The sequence below is a fragment of the Streptomyces prunicolor genome (assembly GCF_045162825.1).
GTDB classification, from domain to species: domain Bacteria; phylum Actinomycetota; class Actinomycetes; order Streptomycetales; family Streptomycetaceae; genus Streptomyces; species Streptomyces prunicolor.
This window is the reverse complement of record NZ_CP108676.1, coordinates 5,594,050-5,614,491: the sequence shown is the minus strand read 5'-3', so window position 1 is coordinate 5,614,491 and position 20,442 is coordinate 5,594,050. Positions and strand designations below refer to the sequence as shown.

Sequence of the window (20,442 nt, the reverse complement as noted above, 5' to 3'; positions counted from 1 at the left end):
CCCCGTGACCTCATCCCCCGCCGCGCGCACCGCACTTGACCTCACCGCCGGCCTCCCGGTCCCCGACCTGGAGGACTTCTACCGGGACCTGCACCGCCACCCCGAGCTGTCCGGTAGCGAACACCGCACGGCCGCGAAGCTCGCCGAACGCCTCACCAAGGCGGGCTACGACACCGTCGAGGACATCGGCGGCACCGGCGTCACCGGAGTGCTCCGCAACGGCGACGGCCCGACCGTGCTGCTGCGCGCCGACATGGACGCGCTGCCGGTGCAGGAGGAGACGGGACTGCCGTACGCCTCCCGGACGCCCGGTGTGATGCACGCCTGCGGGCACGACCTGCACGTGACCTGGCTGGCGGGTGCCGCCGAGGCGCTGGCCGCCGGGCGGGACACCTGGTCGGGGACGCTGGTGCTGGTGGGCCAGCCCGCGGAGGAGACGGGTACGGGCGCGGCGGCGATGGTGGCCGACGGTCTGTACGAGCGCGTCCCGCGCCCGGACGTGCTGCTCGCCCAGCACGCGGCGCCGGGTCCCGCCGGGTTCTACCCGCACGTGCCCGGCCTGATCATGTCGGCCTCGACGGACATCGACATCGTCGTCCACGGCCTCGGCGGCCACGGCTCCCGCCCCGAGGCGACGGTCGACCCGGTCGTCACCGCCGCGTACCTGGTCACCCGCCTTCAGACGGTCGTGTCCCGGGAGATCGCGGCCCGCGACTCGGCGGTCCTGACCGTGGGCCGTATCGAGGCGGGCACCCGGCACAACATCATCCCGACCGAGGCCCGGATCTCCCTCAACCTGCGGACCCAGTCCGACGACGTGCGGGAGCGGATGATCGGCGCGATCCGCCGTATCGCGTCCGGCGAATGCCTCGCCGCGGGCTGCCCGCGCGAGCCCGAGGTGACCATCGGCACCAGCCTGCCCACGATGGTCAACGACGCGGACACCGACCGCCGGATCGGCGCCGTGCACACCGAGGTCCTCGGCGCGGGCACGGTCTTCGACCCCGGCCCGGCGACGGGCAGCGAGGACTTCCCCCGCCTCGTGCCGGACGGGGTGCCGTACTCCTACTGGTTCGTGACGAGCACCCCGGCGGACGTGTGGGACGCGGCGCCCGGCACGGACCTCATGGAGAAGTTCCACGCGGTCCCCAGCAACCACAGCCCGAACTTCGCACCCGACCTGGTGACGGTCGTACCGGGGGTACGGACCCTGGTGTCGGGCGCGCTGGAGATCCTGACGGTGAACTAGCCGGAGTGGTGAACCAGCCGGAGTCCAGAGTCCGCCGGGTTGGCTCCGCGTCAGGCGATGACCGCGTAGCCGTCGACCTCTATGAGCCATTCCGGCAGGCCGAGCGCCTCGACACCGAGGTATGTGCTGGCCGGCACCGGCCACTCGCCGTCGAAGGCCTTGCTGCCGGCCGTGAACACCGTGTCGATCATCTCGGGGCGGTGGCCCACGACGTGGATCGTCATCTTGATCAGGTCCGCCGGGGTGGCGCCGGCCGCTTCGAGCGCGGCTTTCAGGTTGCGGAAGACCTGTTCGGCCTGGGCCGCGAAGTCACCGGGGCCCACGAGCTGCCCCTCGGTGTCGATGGCGACCTGCCCGGCGATGGCCACGAACCGGGTGCCGGTCGCGGCGACGACCTGCGTGTAGAGGTTCATGACGGGCGGGGCGAGCGTCGGGGGGTTGATCATTTCCGCGGACATGTGTACTCCCAAGGGCGTTGTGGAGAGGGTGAGTTGAGCCGTGGAGAGGGTGAGGTAGGTCGTGGCGGTCGGGATCGTTAGCGGACGGGACCGTTAGCGGACGGCGCCGGTGAGGGCGGCCCGGTCGAGGGCCTCGCGGGTGACGGCCGCGAGCTTTCCGGGGTCGTCCTCCTCGGTCGCCCAGGCCACATGCCCGTCGGGGCGGATGAGCGCGGCGGTGACGTGCGCCCAGGGAGCGTGGTCCCCGGTGAGCGTGCCGGTGCGGGTGACGAAGGGGCCGGCCAAGGGGCTGTCCTCGGCGGTGGCCGGGGACATTCCCTGGTCGTCGCGCAGGTCGAGCAGGACGTGGTGGCCGGTCCGGAGCAGGGCGAACACGGTGTCGCCGCCGTCGGTGAAGGTGAGGTTGGGCGCCCGCCGGCCGGTGAGCGGGTGCGCGTCGGCGGTGGGGGCGTCGTAGGCGACATGCAGCCCGGACAGGCGCTCGCCCAGGGTCCGGCTCAACGCGGGCTGCTCGGCGACGAGTTTGCCGAGCAGTGAACGCAGTCGCTGGCCGTCGGGGGTGAACGCGGCGAGCAGGGCCGTCTGGGCGGCGGTGTGCTCCAGCAGGTCGGCGCCGACCGGGTGGCGCTCGTCGTGGTACGTGTCGAGCAGGCCGGCCGGCGCCCGGCCCTGGATGGTGGCCGCGAGTTTCCAGCCGAGGTTGGTGGCGTCCTGGACGCCGACGTTGAGCCCCACCCCGCCCGCGGGCATGTGCTGGTGGGCGGCGTCGCCGGCGAGGACCACCCGGCCCTTGACGTAACGCTCCGCCTGGCGGCTGGTGTTGCTGTAGCGGGACAGCCAGGCCGGCGAGTGCAGACCGAAGTCGGTACCCGTGACCTGCCGGACGTTCGCCCGCAGTTCCTCCAGGGTGAGGTCGCCGGGCCAGTCGGTGCGGACGTCGGAGGGCACGGTGCCCACGATGCGGTGCAGGCCGCCCGGCAGCGCGACGATCATCAGGAGGCCGTCGATGCCGGTCCTGCTGAACGCCACACCGGGCGGGGGCTCGTCCAGGACGACGTCACCGAGGAAGCCCAGCACGGTGAAGTCGTCGCCCGGGTAAGGGATGTGGGCGCTTGTACGGACGGTGCTGCGGGTGCCGTCGCAGCCGGCGACGTAGAGCGCTTCCTCGTCGTACGGGCCGTCGGGGCCCTCGATGTGCACGGTGACGGAGTCGGGGGTCTCGGTCAGACCGGTGACGCGGTGGCCGCGGCGGATGTCCGCGCCGGCCGCCCGGGCCTGGATCTCGAACAGTTCCTCGGTACGGCTCTGGAGCAGCGCCAGGGTGAAGGGGAAGTCGGTCTCCAGCAGGCCGAAGTCGAGTCGGCTGTCGAGGACCGCGAAGTGCCCGCTGGGAATGTGCAGGCCCTCTTCGAGGAAGGGCTGCTCCAGGCCGCGCGAGGCGAGCAGCTCGATGGTGCGGGGGTGGACGGTGAGCGCCTTGGAGTTCGGATCGCGCTCCGGGCGCGGCTCCAGGACGGTGACCGTGATGCCGGCGAGCCGCAGCTCCGCGGCGAGCCAGAGCCCGACGGGACCTGCTCCCGCGATGACGACCTGCTGATTCATCGTCATCATGAGGCTCCGATCCCGTGGGCGAACGCGGAGGTCCAGGCCGCTACGGCCCGGCGGCTCGCGCGGATACCCGGGGCCAGGACGTCGAACATGTGCGGTACGCCGGGTACGAGGTGGAGTTCGACGGAGTTGCCGGCCGCGCTCAGCCGGGCGGCGAACTCCAGCGCCTCGTCCCGTGCCGGATCGACCCCGTCGACCAGGATGTAGCTGGCCGGCAGGTCCCTCAGGTCCTTCGCCCGGCCCGGCACGGCGTAACCGGCCTCCGGATCGCTCCCCTGGAGGTAGAACTCCCAACCGGCCGCCGCCCCTTGCCGGTTGAAGAGCTTCGGATCGGTGACGGCCCGGGCCGACTCGGTCTCCAGACGGTCGTCGAGAACCGGATATCCGAGGTGGAGGTACCTGATGCGCGGCCCCTGCCGGTCACGAGCGGCAAGCGCCACGGCGGCCACCAGGGCGGCACCGGCGGAGTGCCCACCCAGTGCCAGCCTCGCTACGTCGACTCCCAGGGCGTCCGCTTCGTCGACGACCCAGCGCAGCGCGGCGTAGCAGTCGTCGAACGCGGCGGGGTAGGGATGCTCCGGGGCGAGCCGGTAGTCCGGGGCGACGATGGCGATACCCAGCTCCGCGGTCAGCCGCCGACAGGTGGCGTCCTCCGCGTTGGGCCCGCCGAGGACGAATCCGCCCCCGTGGATCCAGACCGCGACGGGCAGCGGGGCGTCGCTCCTGGAGACGGGGGTGTAGACCCGCAGCCCCAGCGTGTACCCCTCCCCACCTTCCCCGCCCTCCACGGCGACCTCACGGTCCTCGACGTTCACCTCGCCGTCCGACTTGCCATCACCGCTGGCCGCGAGCAGCGCCACGCGGGCGTCCGGCACATCGGCGAAAACGTCTATCTCCGGCAGCAACTCATAAATCGGAAGAAACTCAGGATCCAGGAACACAGCCCACTCCTCACCTCTCGGGCACTGAACGGTATCGCCCGCTTGTCCAGTGGACAAGAGCGTTCGCCGATATTGTTGGCCACCGGACAAGAGCAGTCACGGAGGATGGAGGAAGGCACCATGGGCATCAGCCGTGCGGAGGTCGTCGATGCGGCAATCGACGTGCTCGACGAGCAGGGCCTGGACAAGGTGACCATGCGGGCCGTCGCGGACAGGCTGGGCGTGCAGCACAACAGCGTCCGATGGCATGTGGAGAACAAGCAGCGACTGCTCGTCCTCATGTCGGACGCCATCCTCGCGGGGCTGGACGTCACCACCCTCCCCGCACAGTGGGACGACCGCTTCCGCGCCCTAGCCCACTGGAGCCGGCGAGCCCTCCTGGCCCATCGCGACGGAGCACGCCTGCTCTCAGGAATCGCGACCACGGAGATCAACACGTACCGCTTGGGCGACACGATGATCCAGACCCTGCTGGACGCGGGTTTCCCACCCCGGACAGCGGCCTGGGCGAACTGGACCGTGTTCTACCTGATCCTGGGCATCACCCAGGAACAGCAGGCCCAGTCCGCCGACGCACCCGACCCCGTACTGGCCTTCGACGACGACGCGTTCCCGGCCCTGCGCAAGGCCTCCGCCTACGTCATCGCCGGCACCTTCGACGAACGCTTCGAGTTCGCACTGGACATGCAAATGACGGCCCTGCGGGTGGAGTTGGCCCGAACGGACACCGAGTGAGCGTCGGCAGGCGGTAGATGGGCCTGGCCCTACGACTGGAGTTCAAGCAGCTGCTTCCGCACGTGATCCAGCGCACCCGCACGACGCCCCGGCACCCGACTCCTCAACTCGGCGAGCGTGAGACCGAGTTCACGGGCGGGTGCCGGCCCGAACGAGCCCCGGTGAGCATTGGCCAGGCGATAGAAAGGCCTGGCCCTACGACTGGAGTTCAAGCAGCTGCTTCCGCACGTGATCCAGCGCACCCGCACGACGCCCCGGCACCCGACTCCTCAACTCGGCTAGCGTGAGACCGAGTTCACGGGCGGGTGCGGGGTCGTGGATCTGCCCCCACTGATGATGTGCCCGGTCCACAGCCGCCTCGACGGCCGCCGTACCCGGCGCCTGCCCCACCGCCAGCCGCGCGACCGCCACCGCGAGCCAGGCCCGACAACTGCGCACCGGATCCCCGGCCAACATCGCGAGATCGGCCCGCACTTCGATCCAGTGCAGCGCTTCTTCGGAACCCCGCCCGTGCGCCCGTACGGCGGCCTGCTCGTGCTCGGCGGCAAGGGCATCGGCGTCGAGATGACGCCCGGCCTGCGCGGCGGAGGCGACGGCGATGTGCGGGTCGTTGTCGGGGTGTGGTGCGGCACTGTCGTGGCTTGGCGGGGCGTTGTGGGGGTTTGACGGGGCGCCGTATTGGCTGGTCGGGGCGTTGTCGGCGCTCGGCGGGGCACCATATTGGCTTCGGCGCGCACCTTCCTGGCTTGGTGCCGCACTGTCCTGGCTTGGCCATGCAACTTCCTGGCTTTGCCGTGCACCTTCCTCGCTTGGCCGTGCATCCTCCTGGCTCCGCGTCGCATCGTCAGTGCTCCGCCCCGCACTCTCCTGACCTCGCCATGCGGTTCCGTGACTTGGCGGCGCGTCCTCCTGGCCCCGCAACGTGCTGACCTGGCCCTGAGCCGCACTCTTTCGACTCAGGCCGGCGTCATCCTGGCTTCGCCAGGCAACTTCCTGGCCTGGCAGCGCACCGTTCCGGTCTTGCCGCGCACCTTCCTGGCCTGGCAGCGCGCCCTCCGAGCCTCGCGGCGCGCTGCCCTGGCTCCGCAACTCACTGACCTCGTCCTGAGCGGCACTCTTCCCACTCAGGCCGGCAAAATCCAGCCCGTCCGGCGTTTGAGGACGAGGCCCCTTCAGGGCCGATGGGGGTCTGGGGGCGGAGCCCCCAGGGACGCCCGCACCACCAGCCGGTACGGCAACAACCGGTACGGCAAGACCCGACGCACCAACACCCTGCACGGCAACACCCGGCACGGCAACACCCGGCACGGCAACACCGGGCACGGCAACACCGGGCACGGCAACCCCCGGTGCCGACAACAGCACATCCGCGTACCCCTCCGCCCCAAGCCTCCCCAACGCCTGCTGATGCAACTCCTCCACCGGCGGACGCCACCCGCTGCGCAGAATCGTCGCGACCGCCTTCATGTACGACGGCACAGCCACCCCCCGCCGAGCAGGCGGCGGTGCGATGCGACCGTAAACCGCGTTCGTGCGGCCCGAGTCGAGTGGATGGACGCGCAGCCACTGCCAGGTCTCCGCGTCGGCGTGCAGATCGAGCAGCAACGTCGTCGTCCCCGGCGCCCGCAACCGCAACTCCTCCCGGACCCAGGCCCACGGAAACCCGGTGTACCGGACGGTCGCCGGAGTCGTACGAGCCAGCGCCAGGTGCGGAAGGTGCTGTTTCCGGTCGAGTTGGAGTTGCCCGGTGACGAACACGGTCAACGGACCCGGCGCTGTCGCGGCGGCCCGCAACCGGGTCAACACAGCCTGCGGCTCCAACGGGTCGGCGAGTTCGACAACGTTGGCTGTCTCGGTGCCGGACAGGACACCGGGGGCGACGGCCGCGAGGACGGGAAGCACGGACGCCGCGTCCACCAGGCGCCCCCTGCCCACCGGCGAGGCCGCGAGCAGCAGCACCGTTCCAGGCATACGCCCTCCCCCGAACCGTCGAACACAACAACCACGTCATTCACTTCGTACCTCAGCACCGTAACCTCTGCTCAACCTCTGCTGCTGCAAAGGGTGATGTCACAACCGCCGTACCGCGAAGATCGTGGTGTCGTCGGCGAGATGTCCGCCGCTGTGCCGCAGCGTGCCGTCGCGGACGTAGGCGACGAGGCGGGACGGTTCCGCGAGGCGCGGATCGGCCGAAACGCCTTCCGTCACACGGGACTTGAGCGGGTAGAAGACGCCCGCCCCGTCCCGCGCCTCCGTCACCCCGTCCGTGACGACGAGGAGGGTCTCACCGGGCGCGAGGCGGATCCGGAGCGTCGGCGGCGGCCCGTCCATGTGCGCCAACTCGCCCAGCCCCAGCGGGAGTCCGCGCCCGGGCGGCAGCGACCGTACACCGAACGGGCCGACCACCAGCGGGGGTTCATGACCGAAGTTGACGACCTCGACGGTGTCCGGCTCGGCGGTGGGGAAGCTCAGCAGGACGGCGGTCGCGAACCGGTCGATGCGGTCGTCGTCCTCGGGGTCGAGGGCGGCGAGATGCAGCCCGTGCCGGTGGATCCGGGTCTCCAGTCGCGCGGCGACCGTCGCGAGCTCCCGCTCGTGATACCCCGCCTCCCGGAACGTACCGAGCAGCGCGGCCGCCGCCTCCACCGCGCCGAGCCCCTTGCCCTGGACGTCACCGACGAGGGCGCGGGTGCCGTGCGGGCCGGGCTGGATGTCGTAGAAGTCGCCGCCGACCCGGGCCACGGCGTCCGCGGCGAGATAGACGGCCGCGTGATCGAGGCCGCCCCAGCCCGGCGGCAGCGGACGCAGCAGCGTGCGCCGGGTGGTCTCGGCGACGTCCCGCATGTGCAGCATGCGGCGCTCGCCGCGCACCCGGACCGCGCAGGCCAGCACGGCGAGCGCACCGCCGACGCCGACGAGGATGAAGTCGGGCAGCCCGGTCTGGTACTGGCGCGGCCAGGCGTGGTCGGCGAGGACGTAGGTGGCCAGGCCCAGCACCGCGAACACGGCCGTACCGCGCACCCCGCAGATCGCCGCGGCGATACCGGGCACGAGCACGATCCACGAGACGGTCCGGAACTCACCGCCGGTGTACCAGTCGACGAGCAGGATCGTGACGAGCACCAGCAGCGGCGGTATCCAGGCGACGCTGCGCCCGCGCACCCGCAGCAGGTGCTGACGGCGGATCGCGTCGGGGTCCCCGGCGCGGGGCAGCCCGTCGCCGAGCGGGGAGCGCCCGAGATCGCCGTGGCGCACCGGTCTGTGTCCGCGGCCGCTCACGAACGTCAGTATGCGCCGGACATCAGTACGCGACCGACATCCGGCCGCGCGGGTGGGCGTGCTGCTCCAGTTCGTCGACGAAGGCGACCGCGTAGTCCTCGGCGCTGATGAAGCTGCGGCCCTGGTCATCGGTCATGAACTGGTCCCCGCCCACGCGGAAGCGGCCGGTACGGGTGCCGGGGGCGATCTCGGCGGCGGGGGAGACGTAGGTCCAGTCGAGGAGGTCGAGGGTGCGGTAGTAGGCGAGGACGTCGCGGTGGGCGCGGGCTTCCGGGAGGTAGGCCTCGGGGAAGCCGGGCTGGTCGCTGAGGGCCTGCCCGGGGGCGACCTCCAGACCGCCGGCGCCGCCCACGACCAGCAGCCGCCCGACACCGGCCGCGCGGACGCCCGCCACGAGCGCCTCGTTCAGGGCGAGGAAGGGTCCGCGCGGGTCGCTGCCGTCGCGGGGCGGTACGCAGGCCGAGGCCACCGCGTCGGCGCCGCGCGCCAGCCGGGCCACCTTCTCCGGGTCCGAGGCGTCGGCCGCCGTGGCGGTGACCCCGGGAACCGGGGACTGGCCGGAGCGGCTGACCGCCAGGACCTGGTGGCCGCGGGCCGACGCCTCCGTCGCGATCCGGCTGCCGACCATGCCGGTGGCGCCGAAGAGTACGAGCTTCATGCGCCCCAGCGAAACACGCCGCAACGGAGGTCGCACGCCGACTTGCCACCGCCTCCGCCGGGGTGTGCATTGGTAGTACGGGGAGAGAGAGGAGTGCTCTCATGGCTCATGCGGCACCCACGCCCGGCGGAATGACCGGCCCGGGCAACACCACCGGCCGGGGCGGATTCACCAGCAATCTGCCCGACGTCTTCGACGCCCGCGTCCACCGCGTGGCGAAGGTCGGCATCCCGGTCGTCCTGGGACTCGTCTACGGCTACTGGGCGGCGGCCAACCGTCGCAGCGGCGGCCCCATCACCGGCTGGAACCTGCTGTTCGGCTTCGTCACGGCGCTCGCGTTCATCGTGCTGTGCCTGGCGGTGGCGCGGTTCGCCCCGCTGCTGAAGCGCGAACTGCACTCGCTGGTCAAGTCCGGCTTCGCGGGCGCGGCACTCGGCTTCCTCTACAGCCAGACCGGCGAGAGCGTGCTGCGCTCCGCGGCCCTCGGTCTCGCGACCACGGCGGCCGTCTTCCTCGTCTTCTTCTACCGCTACTACACACGCGAGGACGGAGAGGGCAACCGCATCCGCTGACCCGACACCGACAGCAACACGACACAGGCAGCAACAGGTGGGCCCCGGCACCGAGTTGGTGCCGGGGCCCACCTGTTGCTGCCTGTTCTTCTACGGCGCCCAGTTCCAGATGCCGCCGCCGCTCGACGAACCGGAGGAGCTCCAGCTCCACGAGCCCGAGGCGCTCCACGACCCGGAGGCCGAGGTGCTCCACGAGGAGTTGTTGTCGTTCCAGTTCGGGTCGTTGTTCCAGTTGGAGTTGCCCGAGTCGCCGTTGCCGCCGTCGCGCCAGCCCGGACACGGGTCCGAGCAGGACGGCACGCCCTGGCCGCCGGTGTCGACGAACGCGGCGCTGGCCCAGGCCTGCGCGCCGACGAGCCAGTACCAGTCGGGATTTCCGTTGACGCTCTGTCCCCTGACCACGCATTGGACGCGGTCCTGACTGCCCGGTGAGAGCGAGTCGACGACAGGGGAACGGGTGGTGGGCGACTCCCGCACGTTCAGATCCGTGCGGGACACGATGGTGCCCCAGATCGGACTGCCGCCACCGCCGCCACCGCCATGTCCTTCGGCGTACGTAGACGGTGCGGCCGGTGCTGACGGTGCTGCCGCCGCCGTGGTGCCCGCCGCCGCGACGGCGAGGGTGCCACCGGTGAACAGGGCCGCGGCCAGAGTCCGCAGGGCCGGAGTGGTGCGCATGTTCGGCCTCCTTCTCCCCAGCTCCAGGAAACACCCGTTCGGGTGAAGCCTCCACCGGAGAGCGGACTCCCCAGCTCCGCCAAGGGTTCCGGGACCACCCCCACCCATCCGGTTTGACATTTAACCCATATGCAGTCAAAAAACCTCGACCCGCTCGCCTACGACGCCCCCCGGCCGTGTCCTGAGGAGGTGCCCCCACGTCTCCGGAGCGCCCTATCGGCCGTACTCGTCGCCCTCTCCTGCTTCGTCACGCCCTTCGGCGCGCTGGCGGCCTGGGCGGCGTACGGCCTGACCGACTCCGGCCGCTACGTCACGACGATGGCGCCCCTCGCCGCGAACCCGGACGTACGGAACGTGATCGCGGACACCGTCGGCGCGGGCATCCTGCGCGAGATCCAGGTGGGCGGGGTCCAGATCGGCGGGGCCAGGGTCGGCGGGGTCCGGATGAGCGCGACCCAGGGCGTGATGGCGCCGTTCGTGCACGACGCGGTGCGCTCGTTCACCAAGACCGAGGCCTTCCGCGTGGCCTGGGACGAGGGCAACCGGGTCACCCACGAAGCCGTCCTGCACGCCCTGCAGGACGAGGGACAGCCCGGCACGGTCACCGTCGACCTCGCCCCCGTCACCGCCAGCGTCAAACACCAACTCGCCCACGAGAACGTCTCGTTGGCGAACAACATCCCCGTCCAGCACACCCGGGTCGAGCTTCTCCCGGCCGGTGAACTGGGCCCGCTCCGGAGGGAGTTCCACGTGCTCGAGGTCGCCGGTTTCTGGCTTCCCGTGGCCGCCGCCGTCTTCGCCGTCACCGGTATCGCCGTCGCCGTGCGCCGCCGCCGCGCGATCACCGCGACCGCGCTCGGCACGGCCCTCGGCGGCGCGCTGCTCGGCCTCGCGCTAGCGATCGGCCGCCACTTCACCGTCGCCGACCTGCCGGCCGAGCTCTCCGGCGCGGCGGGCGGCGCGATCTACGACGCCCTGACCGCGACCCTACGCAAGGTCGCCTGGCTGCTGCTGGGCGTGGGCCTCACGGTGGCCGCGCTGGCCTGGCTCACCCGATACGCCCGCCCCGTACGGGAGTTCCTGCTCCTGCGCCTCCTGCGAGAGAGGCGAGCGTCCGCAACGCCCGCCGCAGATCGGGCACAGCAGCCGACGCAAGCCCAAGTCTGACCGCGTCCGGGGTCACCTTCGGATCGACACTGAAGGCGGTCCCGGGCGTGACGGCGATCCCGTGCGCCGCAGCGGCGGCCGTGAAGGTGTCGGCCCGCCACGGCGCGGGCAACTCCCACCAGGCGTAGTAGGTGAGCGGATCCGCACGTACGGAGAACCCGCCCAACTCCTCGCCCACCAGCCGCTGTCGGACCGCCGCGTCCGCCCGCTTGGCACCGACCAGCCGCCCCACGGTCCCGTCCACCGTCCACCGCACCCCCGCCTCCAACGCGAACCGCCCCGCACTCCACCCGCCCGACCGGATCGCAGCCCCCACGGCCTCGACCCGCCCCTCCGGCACGACGAGAAACCCGACGGTGAGCCCCGGCGCGACCCGCTTCGACAGCCCGTCGACGACATGCACGAGACCGGGCGCATAGGCGGCGAGCGGCGCGGGGGAGTCCGGATGAAGGAACGACCAGATCCGGTCCTCGACGACAGGCAGCCCCAACTCCCGGACCACATCGGCGATTTCCCGCTTCCGCGCCGCACTCGTCGTCACGGAGGTCGGATTGTGGAGCGTCGGCTGGAGATAGAGCGCGGAGAGGGGAGCGGTGCGATGCGCGGCCCGTACCGACTCCGGACGCAGTCCGTCCCCGTCCGCCTCCAACGCGACCAGCGTCACCCCGAGCCGCCCCGCGATCTCCCTGACCAGCGGATACGTCAACGGCTCGACCCCGACCCGCCCGCCCGGCCGGACGAGGGAGGCGAGGGTCGCGGCGATGGCCTGCCGGGCGTTGCCGCTGAAGAGGATGCGCTCGGGGTCGGGTCGCCAGGCGGGCGTGGCCAGCAGCTCGGCCACCGCTTCCCGAGCGGCTTGCGTACCCGTCGCCGGGGCCGGACGCAGCGCCTCGGTCAGCACGTCGGGACGGAGCAGCGGCGCAAGGGCGGGAGCGAGCAGCTCCGACTGACCTGGCGCGGAAGGGTAGTTGAGCTCCAGGTTCACCGGCGCCGAGGTCGCCGCCTCGACGATCGCCTGCCCGTACGGCCCCGCCGCCGCGGCCCGCACGAAGGTCCCGCGCCCGACCTCCCCCACCACCAGCCCCCGGCGCACGAGTTCGGCGTAGACCCGCCCGGCGGTCGACCCGGCGATCCCGCGCTGCCGGGCGAACACCCGCTGCGGGGGCAGTTGTTGACCAGGCCGCAGACGCCCGGAGGCGATATCGCCCGCGACGCGGTCGGCGATGCGCCGGTAGTCGCCCATTCACCCTCCCCTCCCACATTGCACCGAGGGCAAAGATCTTATTGCACCGAGGAGTTGGACGGATCTAGGGTCGAAGACATGCCACCCCATACGCCCTCTCATATCCCCCTTGTCCTGATCCACGGCCACCCTTTCGACCACACGATGTGGACCCCGCAGATCGAGGCGTTCTCCGCCGCCCGCCGGGTCCTCGCCCCCGACCTGCGCGGCTACGGCAGCTCCCCCTGGGCCCCCGGTGTCACCGACTTCTCGGACTTCGCCACCGACATCGAGGCACTGTTGGACAAGGCGGAGGTGGCGACGTTCGTGCTGGTCGGCCTGTCGATGGGCGGCCAGATCGCGATGGACTGCTACGCCCGGTTCCCCGACCGCGTCCGGGGTCTGGTCCTCGCCGACACCTTCCCGGCGGCGGACACCCCGGAGGCCGCCCGGACCCGGAACACGACGGCCGACCGGCTGCTGCGGGAGGGCATGCGCGGTTACGCCGACGAGGTCCTGGAGCGGATGGTGGCGCCGTACGCGGACCCTCGGGTCAAGGCGCACGTCCACCGCATGATGACGGACACGCACCCCGAGGGCGCGGCGGCGGCCCTGCGCGCCCGGGCCCAACGCCCCGACTTCCGCGATCTGTTGACCCGGGTGACGGTCCCGGCCCTGGTCGTCGTGGGCGCCGAGGACACCTACACCCCGGTCTCCGACGCGGAGGCGATGCACGCGGCGCTCCCCGATTCCACACTCCGGGTGATCGAGGGCGCGGCTCATCTGCCGAACCTCGAACGCCCCGAGGAGTTCAACGAGATCCTGGGGGAGTTCCTGGCACACGTGGGATGATTCGGGCATCTGCGTCCACCGGCGGAAGGTAACCCCTTGGGCACCGCGACCACCGAGTGGACCGCCGCCGACTTCGTACCCGAGCGTCATCGCACCCGCCGCTTCTGGCGCTGGTGCGCCGGGCTGCTGTTCACGGGCGTGAGCGTGGTCGTCGGCTGCCGCGCGGCCGATACGGACGCCATCACTCCCGTCCCCCAACTCCTCGCGTTCCTCCCCTGGTTGCTCGCCCCGACCGGCGTCGGCCTGCTCCTCTCCCTCGCCACCCGCTGGCGGCTGGGCCTGGTGTGGGGCGTCGCGCTGCTGGGCCTGCTGGCGTGGTTCATCGAGCCGTACGGGAAGAGCGCCGACCCGAGCGGTCCCGCGATCGCCGAGTTCCGCGTCCTGACCTCGAACGTGGAGTTCGGGCAGGGGACAGGATCCCTGGTGCCGGTGATCCGGCGGGAGCGGCCGGACGTGGTGTTCGTGGAGGAGTGCGAGTACACCTGCCAGGCCACGCTGCGGCGGGACTTCGGCACCGAGTTCCCGTACCGGCAGGCGGTGGCGGCGGCCGGTTCGCACGGGTCGATCATCCTGAGCCGCTTCCCGCTCAAGGGCACGAGGGGCGTCACGGGCACGATGGGCATGCCGGGCGCGGTGGCCGACGTGGACGGTCATCCCGTACGGCTCCAACTGGCGCACCCCATGCCCCCGTTGCCGAACCAGGTCGGTCTCTGGCGCCGCGAACTGGGCAGGCTCCGAACCTTCGCCGCCGCTGATGCGACCACCCCCACCATCCTGGCCGGAGACTTCAACTCCTCCCAGGACCACGCGGCCTTCCGCCGCATCCTGGACACCGGCGTGCGCGACGCGGCCCGCATGGCCGGGCACCCCCGCACCCCCAGCTGGCCCGAGCGACTCGCCCCCACCTTCGGCACCCAGATCGACCACGTCCTCCTGTCCCCGGACTTCACCGCGAACAGCGCCCGCTTCCTCGACCTGGCCGACACCGACCACCGCGCGCTACTGGTCGACGTCACGCTCCACCAGCACGAATAAGCGGGGGGCTGCCCATAATGGGCGCATGTCCCGCGAGTTCCCCATCGGCCTCACACCCCCCGACTGGCTGGTGAGGAACCTCCAACCCCAGCAGGCCCCCCTCAACCGCCCGGCCATCGCCCGCGCCGCCGTGGCGATGGCCCTCCCCCTGTCCATCGGCCTGGCCACCGGGCACACGGCCTACGGCGCCCTCGCCTCCATGGGCGCCCTCTCCGGCGTCATCGGCGACACCGCCGACGCCTACCGCATGCGGATCCTGAACATCGCGATCCCCCAGTTCTTCGGCGCCGTCGGTGTCACGCTCGGCGCGGCGGTCTACGGCCACGGCTGGTACGCCGTCGCCACGCTCACCGGCATCGCGCTGGTCTCCGGGATGATCTCGACGATCGGCGCGGTGGCCTCCGTATCGGGCCTGCTGCTGCTCCTCAACTCGGTGATCGGCGCGGGACTCCCGCTCCCCGGCGCGTGGTGGCTGGCCCCCGTGCTGATGTCGGGCGGCGGCCTCCTGGTCCTCCTCCTCGCCCTCCTCGCCTGGCCGTTGCGCTCCGGCGTCCCGGAACGATCGGCGGTCGCGAACACCTACCGCACCGTCGCCGACCTCCTCGCGACCTGCGGCGACGACCCGACGTCGGCCTACGACGCGGCCCGCCAGGCAGTCACCCAGTCCCTCAACCAGTCGTACGACCTGGTCCTGGCCCGCCGAGCCCGCCACCACGGCCGCAGCCCCGAACTCACCCGCCTGCTGGCCCAGTTGAACGCGATCACCCCGGTGGTGGAGGCCGCCCCCGCCGTCCACCAGTCCGGCCAACCGCTACCGCCCCAGATCCGCGAGACGGTCCGCCACCTCGCCCAAGCCGTGGAAACCGGCTACACAGGCCCGATAGGCCTCGCCCTCCCCGCCCCCACCGGCGAGACGACCCGCGCGATCGACCACGCCCTGCGCCACGCGGCGGAGGTGGTCACGGCCCCGGACGTGGACCCGAGAGGCATCGACGACCGCCTGGGCCGCCCGGCCGCGCTCCGCATCCGCACCGCGAGGGCAGCGCGCAACGTCCTCCTCTCCTCCGGCTCCTGGCGCTACGGCCTACGCCTGGCGGTCTGCATCGGCCTGGCGCAGATCCTGGTCTCGACGGTCCCCGTAGCGCGCTCGTACTGGGTCGCGCTGACGATCACCTTCGTCCTGAAGCCCGACTTCGGCTCGGTCTTCTCCCGGGCGCTGCTGCGCGCGCTGGGCACGGTGGCGGGGCTGGTGATCGCGGCGGCGGTGCTGTCGGCGGTCCCGCGGGGCTGGTGGGACGTCCTGGTCCTGCTCCTCCTGGCCCCCCTGATCCCGGCCCTCACCCCACGCGGCTACGGCTACCAGACCATGGCGATCACCCCGGTGATCCTGCTCCTCTCCGACGTCCTGAACCACCAGGGCACGGCACTGCTGCTCCCCCGCCTGGTGGACTCGCTGATCGGCTGCGGGATCGCGCTGGTGGCCGGTTATCTCCTCTGGCCGGAGAGCTGGCACACGAGGGTGGGGGACCGGTTGGCGGAGGCGGTGGCGGACACGGCGACGTATGTGGAGTCGGCGTTCGGCACGTCGGACGCCGGCACTGACGCTGTCGGTGCTGGTGCTGGTGCGGAGGTGGACCCGGCGGCCCGTGCCCGGATGCGCCGCCGCCTCTACCGCGACCTGTCCGTCATCCGTACGGAGTTCCAGCGCGCCCTCACCGAACCCCCGCCCACCGGCCGCCTCGCCGCGGGCTGGCTGCCGCTCGTCGTGGCCGTGGAACGCATCGTCGACGCGACGACGGCGGCAAGGGTACGGGTGAAACACGGGGCGCCGGCACCGTCACCGGCCGAGGTGACCCAAGTGGCACTCCAACTGCGGGAGTTGTCGAAGGGCGTACGCGAGTCGGAGGTGCTGGTCGAGGTCCGTACGGATCTCACGGGCCCGGCGGAGAGTGTGCTGGAGCCGCTGCGGCAGGAGGTGGCGGCGGCCCGGGCGATCGCGTCGCCGCACTGAGATCACATCGTGGCGTCCGCCACGAACGGGCAGGTGAACGGGTGAGCGAAGTGGTGGCTGAAACAGGGGGTGTTGACGAGACGCGTCTCATGCGCCTTGCCCATGCCTAAGATCGCCGTCCGAGGCCGCTAACCTTACGTGTCCGTCCTGGCCAGGGATTGACGGCTTCAACTCACGCGAAGGGTTGCGCACATGGGCATTCTCACTCTCCTGCGGAATGCGTTCGGCAGGTCACGCAAGGAGCGTGCCGCCGAGACAGAGAGTGCGGAACGCACTCCTTCGCAAGAGCAGCCGACCACGGCAGTGACGGTGGAACCGGACGCGAAGGTCCCGTCCCCCTCCACAGAACCCGACCTCACCTCGACCCCGAAGCCGTCACCCTCGGCAACGACCACGGTCCCGGAGCCCCGCCCGTCCTCCACCCTGGAGGACGACGAGCACGAGCTCGTGGCCCTGGCCTTCGACAACGTGTCGGTCCCGAAGCCGGCGACGTCGGTGGAAGGGGCGGAGGGTACGGAGGCTGCGGCCGAGCGGGAGCCGGTGGCGACGACGGAGGCTGCCGCCGAGGTGACCACCGAGGTAGTTGCCGAGGTGACTGCCGAGCCGACCGCCGAGGTAGTTGCCGAGCCGACTGCCGAGGTGACTGCTGAGCCGGTGACCGAGGCCGCCGTTGAGCCGACGACTGAGGCTGTTGCTGAGCCGGTCGTCGAGGCTGAGCCGGTTGTCGAGGCGAAGACGGAGGCAGAGCCTGAGCCTGCGGCCGAGGTGACGCCGGAGACCGAGGCGGAGCCGGTCGCGGAAGCCGAGCCTGTCGCCGAGGCGGAGGCGGAAGTCGCGCCTGCGGCTGACGTAACGCCGGAGGCCGACGCCAAGCCGGTCACCGAGCCTGAGGCAGAAGCCGAGCCTGCCGCTGAGGTGGCGCCGGAAGCGGAAGCTGAGCCCGTCGCGCAGACCGAGCCTGAGGTGGAGCCGGTCACGGAAGCGGCCCCGGCGGAGGAGCCGGTCGCCGAGGCAACGCCGGAGACCGAGCCGGAAGCGGTCGTCGAGCCGGTCGCCGAGCCCGTCGCGGAAGCTGAGCCTGAGGCCGAGGTGACGCCGGAGGCGGAGCCCGTCGCCGAGGCCGAGCCGGTCGCGGAGACCGAGCCCGAGGTGGAGCCGGTCGCCGAGGTCACGCCCGAGCCCGCAACCGAGCCCGAGTCGCAGCCGGTGGCTGCCGAGGCGGCGGAGCCGTCGGCTCCCGAGGCAGCTGAGCCGGTGGCCGAAGAAGCCACCGCCCCCGAGCCCACTCCCGAACCTGTACTCGCAGCCGCAGCGGCAGCCACCGCAGGCTCAGCCGCAGGCACAGCCACAACCGTGGCCGCCGACGGCGAGGACGCCCCACAGGGGCCACCCGCACCCGACGACGAAAGCATCACGGGCGGTGCGGGTGGGGAAACGATCGGGGCCGAGGGCGTAGCCGAGGCCGTGAGCAGCAGCTCCGCCGCCCTCGCCCTCGCCAAGGCCAACCTCACCGGTACCCAAGCGAAGCTCTACCTCGTCCTCGACCGCTCCGCGAGCATGCGCCCGTACTACAAGGACGGTTCCGCCCAAGCCCTCGCCGACCAGACCCTCGCCCTGGCGACCCACCTGGACCCCGACCCCACCCCCACCGTCCACGTCGTCTTCTTCTCCACGGAGGTCGACGGCACCACCGACCTCACCAGCGCCTCCCCCGAGAACGCGGTCGACGAGGCCCACGCCGGCCTCGGCCGCATGGGCCGCACCAGCTACCACGCCGCCGTAGAAGCCGTACTCACGCACTACGACAAGAACGCCACCCCCGGCACCCCCGCCCTCGTCGTCTTCCAGACGGACGGCGCCCCGGACGCGAAGACCCCGGCCACCCAGTCCCTCACGGACGCCGCGAAGTCCCACGCCTCCGTGTTCTTCTCGTTCGTCGCGTTCGGCGACCACGAGAACAAGGCCTTCGACTACCTCCGCAAGCTGAAGACCGACAACACGGCCTTCTTCCACGCGGGCCCGACCCCCCTGGAGCTCACGGACGCGGAGCTCTACGACGGCGTACTGATCGACTGGCGCCCGTAACCACAGAGCAGTACCCGCAGGACCACGTGCCGCCCGCTTCCACCCCGTAAAACGGGAGGCGGGCGGCACACCCATGTCGGCTACGATTTCAAGGTTCGCAGCAACAGCAACACACCGACCTGGGAGCAGCCCCCCAATGGCTCGACACCTCATCACCAGCGCCCTTCCGTACATCAACGGAATCAAGCACCTGGGCAACATGGTGGGGTCCATGCTCCCGGCCGACGTGTACTCCCGCTACCTCCGCCAGCGCGGCCACGACGTCCTCTACATCTGCGCGACGGACGAACACGGCACCCCGGCCGAGCTGGCCGCGAAGGAGCGGGGCCTCCCCGTAGCGGAGTTCTGCGCGCAGGCGCACGACGCGCAGAAGGCGGTCTACGACGGCTTCGCGCTCGCCTTCGACTACTTCGGCCGCAGCTCCTCCCCCCAGAACAGGGAGATCACCCAGCACTTCGCCCGCCGCCTGAACGAGAACGGCTTCATCGAAGAGCGCGCCATCCGCCAGGTGTACTCGCCCACCGACGGCCGTTTCCTCCCGGACCGCTACGTGGAGGGCACCTGCCCCCACTGCGGCTACGACAAGGCCCGCGGCGACCAGTGCGAGAACTGCACCCGAGTCCTGGACCCCACAGACCTCATCAACCCCAGGTCCGCGATCTCGGGCTCCACGGACCTGGAGGTAAGGGAGACCAAGCACCTCTTCCTCCTCCAGTCGAAGCTCCAGCACGAGGTGGAGGAGTGGGTCGCCGCCCACGAGGAGGAGTGGCCGCAGCTCGCGTCCTCCATCGCCCGCAAGTGGCTCACCGAGGGCCTGCACGACCGCGCGATCACCCGCGACCTGGACTGGGGCATCCCGGTCCCCGCCGACACCTGGCCGGAGCTGGCCGCGGAGGGCAAGGTCTTCTATGTCTGGTTCGACGCCCCGATCGAGTACATCGGCGCGACGAAGGAATGGTCGGACGCGGCCCCCGCCGGTGAGACGCGCGACTGGAAATCCTGGTGGTACGAGTCGGACCAGGGCGACAACCCGGTCCGCTACACAGAGTTCATGGCGAAGGACAACGTCCCGTTCCACACGGTGATGTTCCCGGCCACGCAGCTCGGCATCCGCGAGCCCTGGAAGAAGGTCGACTACGTCAAGGCCTTCAACTGGCTGACGTACTACGGCGGTAAGTTCTCCACGTCCCAGAAGCGCGGCGTCTTCACCGACCAGGCCCTGGACATCCTCCCGGCGGACTACTGGCGCTACTTCCTGATCGCCAACGCCCCCGAGTCGGACGACTCGTCCTTCACCTGGGAGCACTTCACGGCCACGGTGAACAAGGACCTGGCCGACACCCTGGGCAACTTCGTCAACCGCGTCCTCTCCTTCTCGAAGAAGCGCTTCGGCGACGAGGTCCCCGCAGGCAACACGGCGGGCGCCCCGGAGACGAAGCTGGGCGAGGAGATCGCGGGTCTCCTCGCCGAGTACGAGACCCAGATGGAGTCCCTCCAGTTCCGCAAGGCCGCGGCGGCGCTCCGCGCCCTGTGGTCGGCCGGCAACTCCTACCTGGAGGAGAAGGCCCCCTGGCTGGAGATCAAGACCGACCCGGAGGCCGCGGCCCTCACCCTGCGCACCGCGATGAACCTGATCCACCTCTACGCGGTGGTCTCGGAACCCTTCATCCCGTCCTCCTCGGCGGCGATGCGCGCGGCGTTCGCCCTCAAGGACGACACGGCGACGTGGGTCTCGCCCGACGAGGCGAAGTCCCTCACCACCGTCCCCGCAGGCACCCCCTTCACCGTCCCCCCGGTCCTCTTCGCGAAGCTCACGGACGAGGACCTGGAGACGTACAAGGAGCGCTTCGGCGGAGACCAGGCCTGACCCGAAGGCAAAAGGGGCGCCGCCG

16 protein-coding genes and 1 pseudogene are annotated in these 20,442 nt (G+C 71.3%); 9 read left to right on the top strand and 8 right to left on the bottom strand.

Features of this window, described 5'->3' with window-relative positions:
* Positions 1–4 precede the first annotated feature (4 nt).
* A complete protein-coding gene (locus tag OG588_RS25780) occupies positions 5–1,249 on the top strand; it encodes an amidohydrolase (RefSeq protein ID WP_405949351.1) in 1,245 nt (414 codons plus the stop codon).
* 50 nt (positions 1,250–1,299) lie between these two features.
* Here OG588_RS25780 and OG588_RS25775 read toward each other — a convergent pair whose 3' ends face one another.
* From OG588_RS25775 to OG588_RS25765, 3 genes are all read right to left on the bottom strand, one after another.
* The gene (locus tag OG588_RS25775) at positions 1,300–1,707 is read right to left on the bottom strand and encodes a RidA family protein (RefSeq protein ID WP_366095986.1); all 408 of its coding nucleotides are present in this window, start codon (positions 1,705–1,707) and stop codon (positions 1,300–1,302) included.
* A gap of 93 nt (positions 1,708–1,800) precedes the next feature.
* Entirely contained in the window at positions 1,801–3,315 is a 1,515-nt protein-coding gene (locus OG588_RS25770; protein ID WP_405953211.1) for an FAD-dependent monooxygenase, read from the bottom strand.
* Complete coding sequence (locus tag OG588_RS25765; RefSeq protein WP_405949350.1) at positions 3,315–4,256, bottom strand: alpha/beta hydrolase; 942 nt, start codon at positions 4,254–4,256, stop codon at positions 3,315–3,317. The genes OG588_RS25770 and OG588_RS25765 overlap by 1 nt, the downstream gene beginning before the upstream one ends.
* 120 nt (positions 4,257–4,376) lie before the next feature.
* Between OG588_RS25765 and OG588_RS25760 the strand changes: the two genes are divergently transcribed.
* Positions 4,377–4,991 carry a TetR/AcrR family transcriptional regulator C-terminal domain-containing protein gene (locus tag OG588_RS25760; protein ID WP_405949349.1) on the top strand — a complete coding sequence of 205 codons (615 nt, stop codon included), beginning with the start codon at positions 4,377–4,379 and terminating at the stop codon, positions 4,989–4,991.
* Between the two features lie 1,344 nt (positions 4,992–6,335).
* On the opposite strand, the pseudogene OG588_RS25755 reads toward OG588_RS25760, so the two are convergent.
* The 3 genes and pseudogenes from OG588_RS25755 to OG588_RS25745 all read right to left on the bottom strand — a co-directional run.
* Positions 6,336–6,962: pseudogene (locus tag OG588_RS25755) on the bottom strand (hypothetical protein); the annotation flags it as partial.
* Positions 6,963–7,061: 99 nt separating this feature from the next.
* Complete coding sequence (locus OG588_RS25750; RefSeq protein ID WP_405949348.1) at positions 7,062–8,270, bottom strand: PP2C family protein-serine/threonine phosphatase; 1,209 nt, start codon at positions 8,268–8,270, stop codon at positions 7,062–7,064.
* A gap of 22 nt (positions 8,271–8,292) precedes the next feature.
* The gene (locus tag OG588_RS25745; RefSeq protein ID WP_405949347.1) at positions 8,293–8,928 is read right to left on the bottom strand and encodes an NAD(P)-dependent oxidoreductase; all 636 of its coding nucleotides are present in this window, start codon (positions 8,926–8,928) and stop codon (positions 8,293–8,295) included.
* A gap of 101 nt (positions 8,929–9,029) precedes the next feature.
* Here OG588_RS25745 and OG588_RS25740 point away from each other — a divergent pair, with 101 nt between their 5' ends.
* Positions 9,030–9,500 (top strand): hypothetical protein, encoded by a 471-nt coding sequence (locus OG588_RS25740; RefSeq protein ID WP_405949346.1) that lies wholly within the window; start codon positions 9,030–9,032, stop codon positions 9,498–9,500.
* A gap of 90 nt (positions 9,501–9,590) precedes the next feature.
* Here the strand turns inward: OG588_RS25740 and OG588_RS25735 are convergent, their stop codons facing one another.
* Complete coding sequence (locus OG588_RS25735) at positions 9,591–10,178, bottom strand: SH3 domain-containing protein (protein ID WP_405949345.1); 588 nt, start codon at positions 10,176–10,178, stop codon at positions 9,591–9,593.
* Positions 10,179–10,367: 189 nt separating this feature from the next.
* Between OG588_RS25735 and OG588_RS25730 the strand changes: the two genes are divergently transcribed.
* Positions 10,368–11,345 carry a hypothetical protein gene (locus tag OG588_RS25730; RefSeq protein WP_405953210.1) on the top strand — a complete coding sequence of 326 codons (978 nt, stop codon included), beginning with the start codon at positions 10,368–10,370 and terminating at the stop codon, positions 11,343–11,345.
* On the opposite strand, the gene OG588_RS25725 is transcribed toward OG588_RS25730, so the two are convergent.
* A complete protein-coding gene (locus tag OG588_RS25725; protein WP_405949344.1) occupies positions 11,227–12,588 on the bottom strand; it encodes a PLP-dependent aminotransferase family protein in 1,362 nt (453 codons plus the stop codon). The genes OG588_RS25730 and OG588_RS25725 overlap by 119 nt on opposite strands.
* Positions 12,589–12,666: 78 nt before the next feature.
* Between OG588_RS25725 and OG588_RS25720 the strand changes: the two genes are divergently transcribed.
* The 5 genes from OG588_RS25720 to metG all read left to right on the top strand — a co-directional run bounded on the left by OG588_RS25720 (position 12,667) and on the right by metG (position 20,417).
* A complete protein-coding gene (locus OG588_RS25720; RefSeq protein WP_405949343.1) occupies positions 12,667–13,419 on the top strand; it encodes an alpha/beta fold hydrolase in 753 nt (250 codons plus the stop codon).
* Positions 13,420–13,455: 36 nt separating this feature from the next.
* A complete protein-coding gene (locus OG588_RS25715) occupies positions 13,456–14,454 on the top strand; it encodes an endonuclease/exonuclease/phosphatase family protein (protein WP_405949342.1) in 999 nt (332 codons plus the stop codon).
* 25 nt (positions 14,455–14,479) lie between these two features.
* Positions 14,480–16,465: an FUSC family protein gene (locus OG588_RS25710; protein ID WP_405949341.1), complete on the top strand. Its 1,986-nt coding sequence runs from the start codon at positions 14,480–14,482 to the stop codon at positions 16,463–16,465.
* Positions 16,466–16,657: 192 nt separating this feature from the next.
* The gene (locus tag OG588_RS25705; RefSeq protein WP_405949340.1) at positions 16,658–18,550 is read left to right on the top strand and encodes a VWA domain-containing protein; all 1,893 of its coding nucleotides are present in this window, start codon (positions 16,658–16,660) and stop codon (positions 18,548–18,550) included.
* A gap of 136 nt (positions 18,551–18,686) precedes the next feature.
* A complete protein-coding gene (metG, locus tag OG588_RS25700; RefSeq protein ID WP_405949339.1) occupies positions 18,687–20,417 on the top strand; it encodes a methionine--tRNA ligase in 1,731 nt (576 codons plus the stop codon).
* Positions 20,418–20,442: the final 25 nt, after the last annotated feature.

Excerpts from the sequence above, each read along its gene's own strand:
- OG588_RS25775 (WP_366095986.1), bottom strand. The coding sequence starts at position 1,707 with ATGTCCGCGGAAATGATCAACCCCCCGACGCTCGCCCCGCCCGTCATG.
- OG588_RS25770 (WP_405953211.1), bottom strand. The coding sequence starts at position 3,315 with ATGACGATGAATCAGCAGGTCGTCATCGCGGGAGCAGGTCCCGTCGGG.
- OG588_RS25760 (WP_405949349.1), top strand. The coding sequence starts at position 4,377 with ATGGGCATCAGCCGTGCGGAGGTCGTCGATGCGGCAATCGACGTGCTC.
- OG588_RS25745 (WP_405949347.1), bottom strand. The coding sequence starts at position 8,928 with ATGAAGCTCGTACTCTTCGGCGCCACCGGCATGGTCGGCAGCCGGATC.
- OG588_RS25740 (WP_405949346.1), top strand. The coding sequence starts at position 9,030 with ATGGCTCATGCGGCACCCACGCCCGGCGGAATGACCGGCCCGGGCAAC.
- OG588_RS25735 (WP_405949345.1), bottom strand. The coding sequence starts at position 10,178 with ATGCGCACCACTCCGGCCCTGCGGACTCTGGCCGCGGCCCTGTTCACC.
- OG588_RS25725 (WP_405949344.1), bottom strand. The coding sequence starts at position 12,588 with ATGGGCGACTACCGGCGCATCGCCGACCGCGTCGCGGGCGATATCGCC.
- OG588_RS25720 (WP_405949343.1), top strand. The coding sequence starts at position 12,667 with ATGCCACCCCATACGCCCTCTCATATCCCCCTTGTCCTGATCCACGGC.
- OG588_RS25710 (WP_405949341.1), top strand. The coding sequence starts at position 14,480 with ATGTCCCGCGAGTTCCCCATCGGCCTCACACCCCCCGACTGGCTGGTG.
- OG588_RS25705 (WP_405949340.1), top strand. The coding sequence starts at position 16,658 with ATGGGCATTCTCACTCTCCTGCGGAATGCGTTCGGCAGGTCACGCAAG.
- metG (WP_405949339.1), top strand. The coding sequence starts at position 18,687 with ATGGCTCGACACCTCATCACCAGCGCCCTTCCGTACATCAACGGAATC.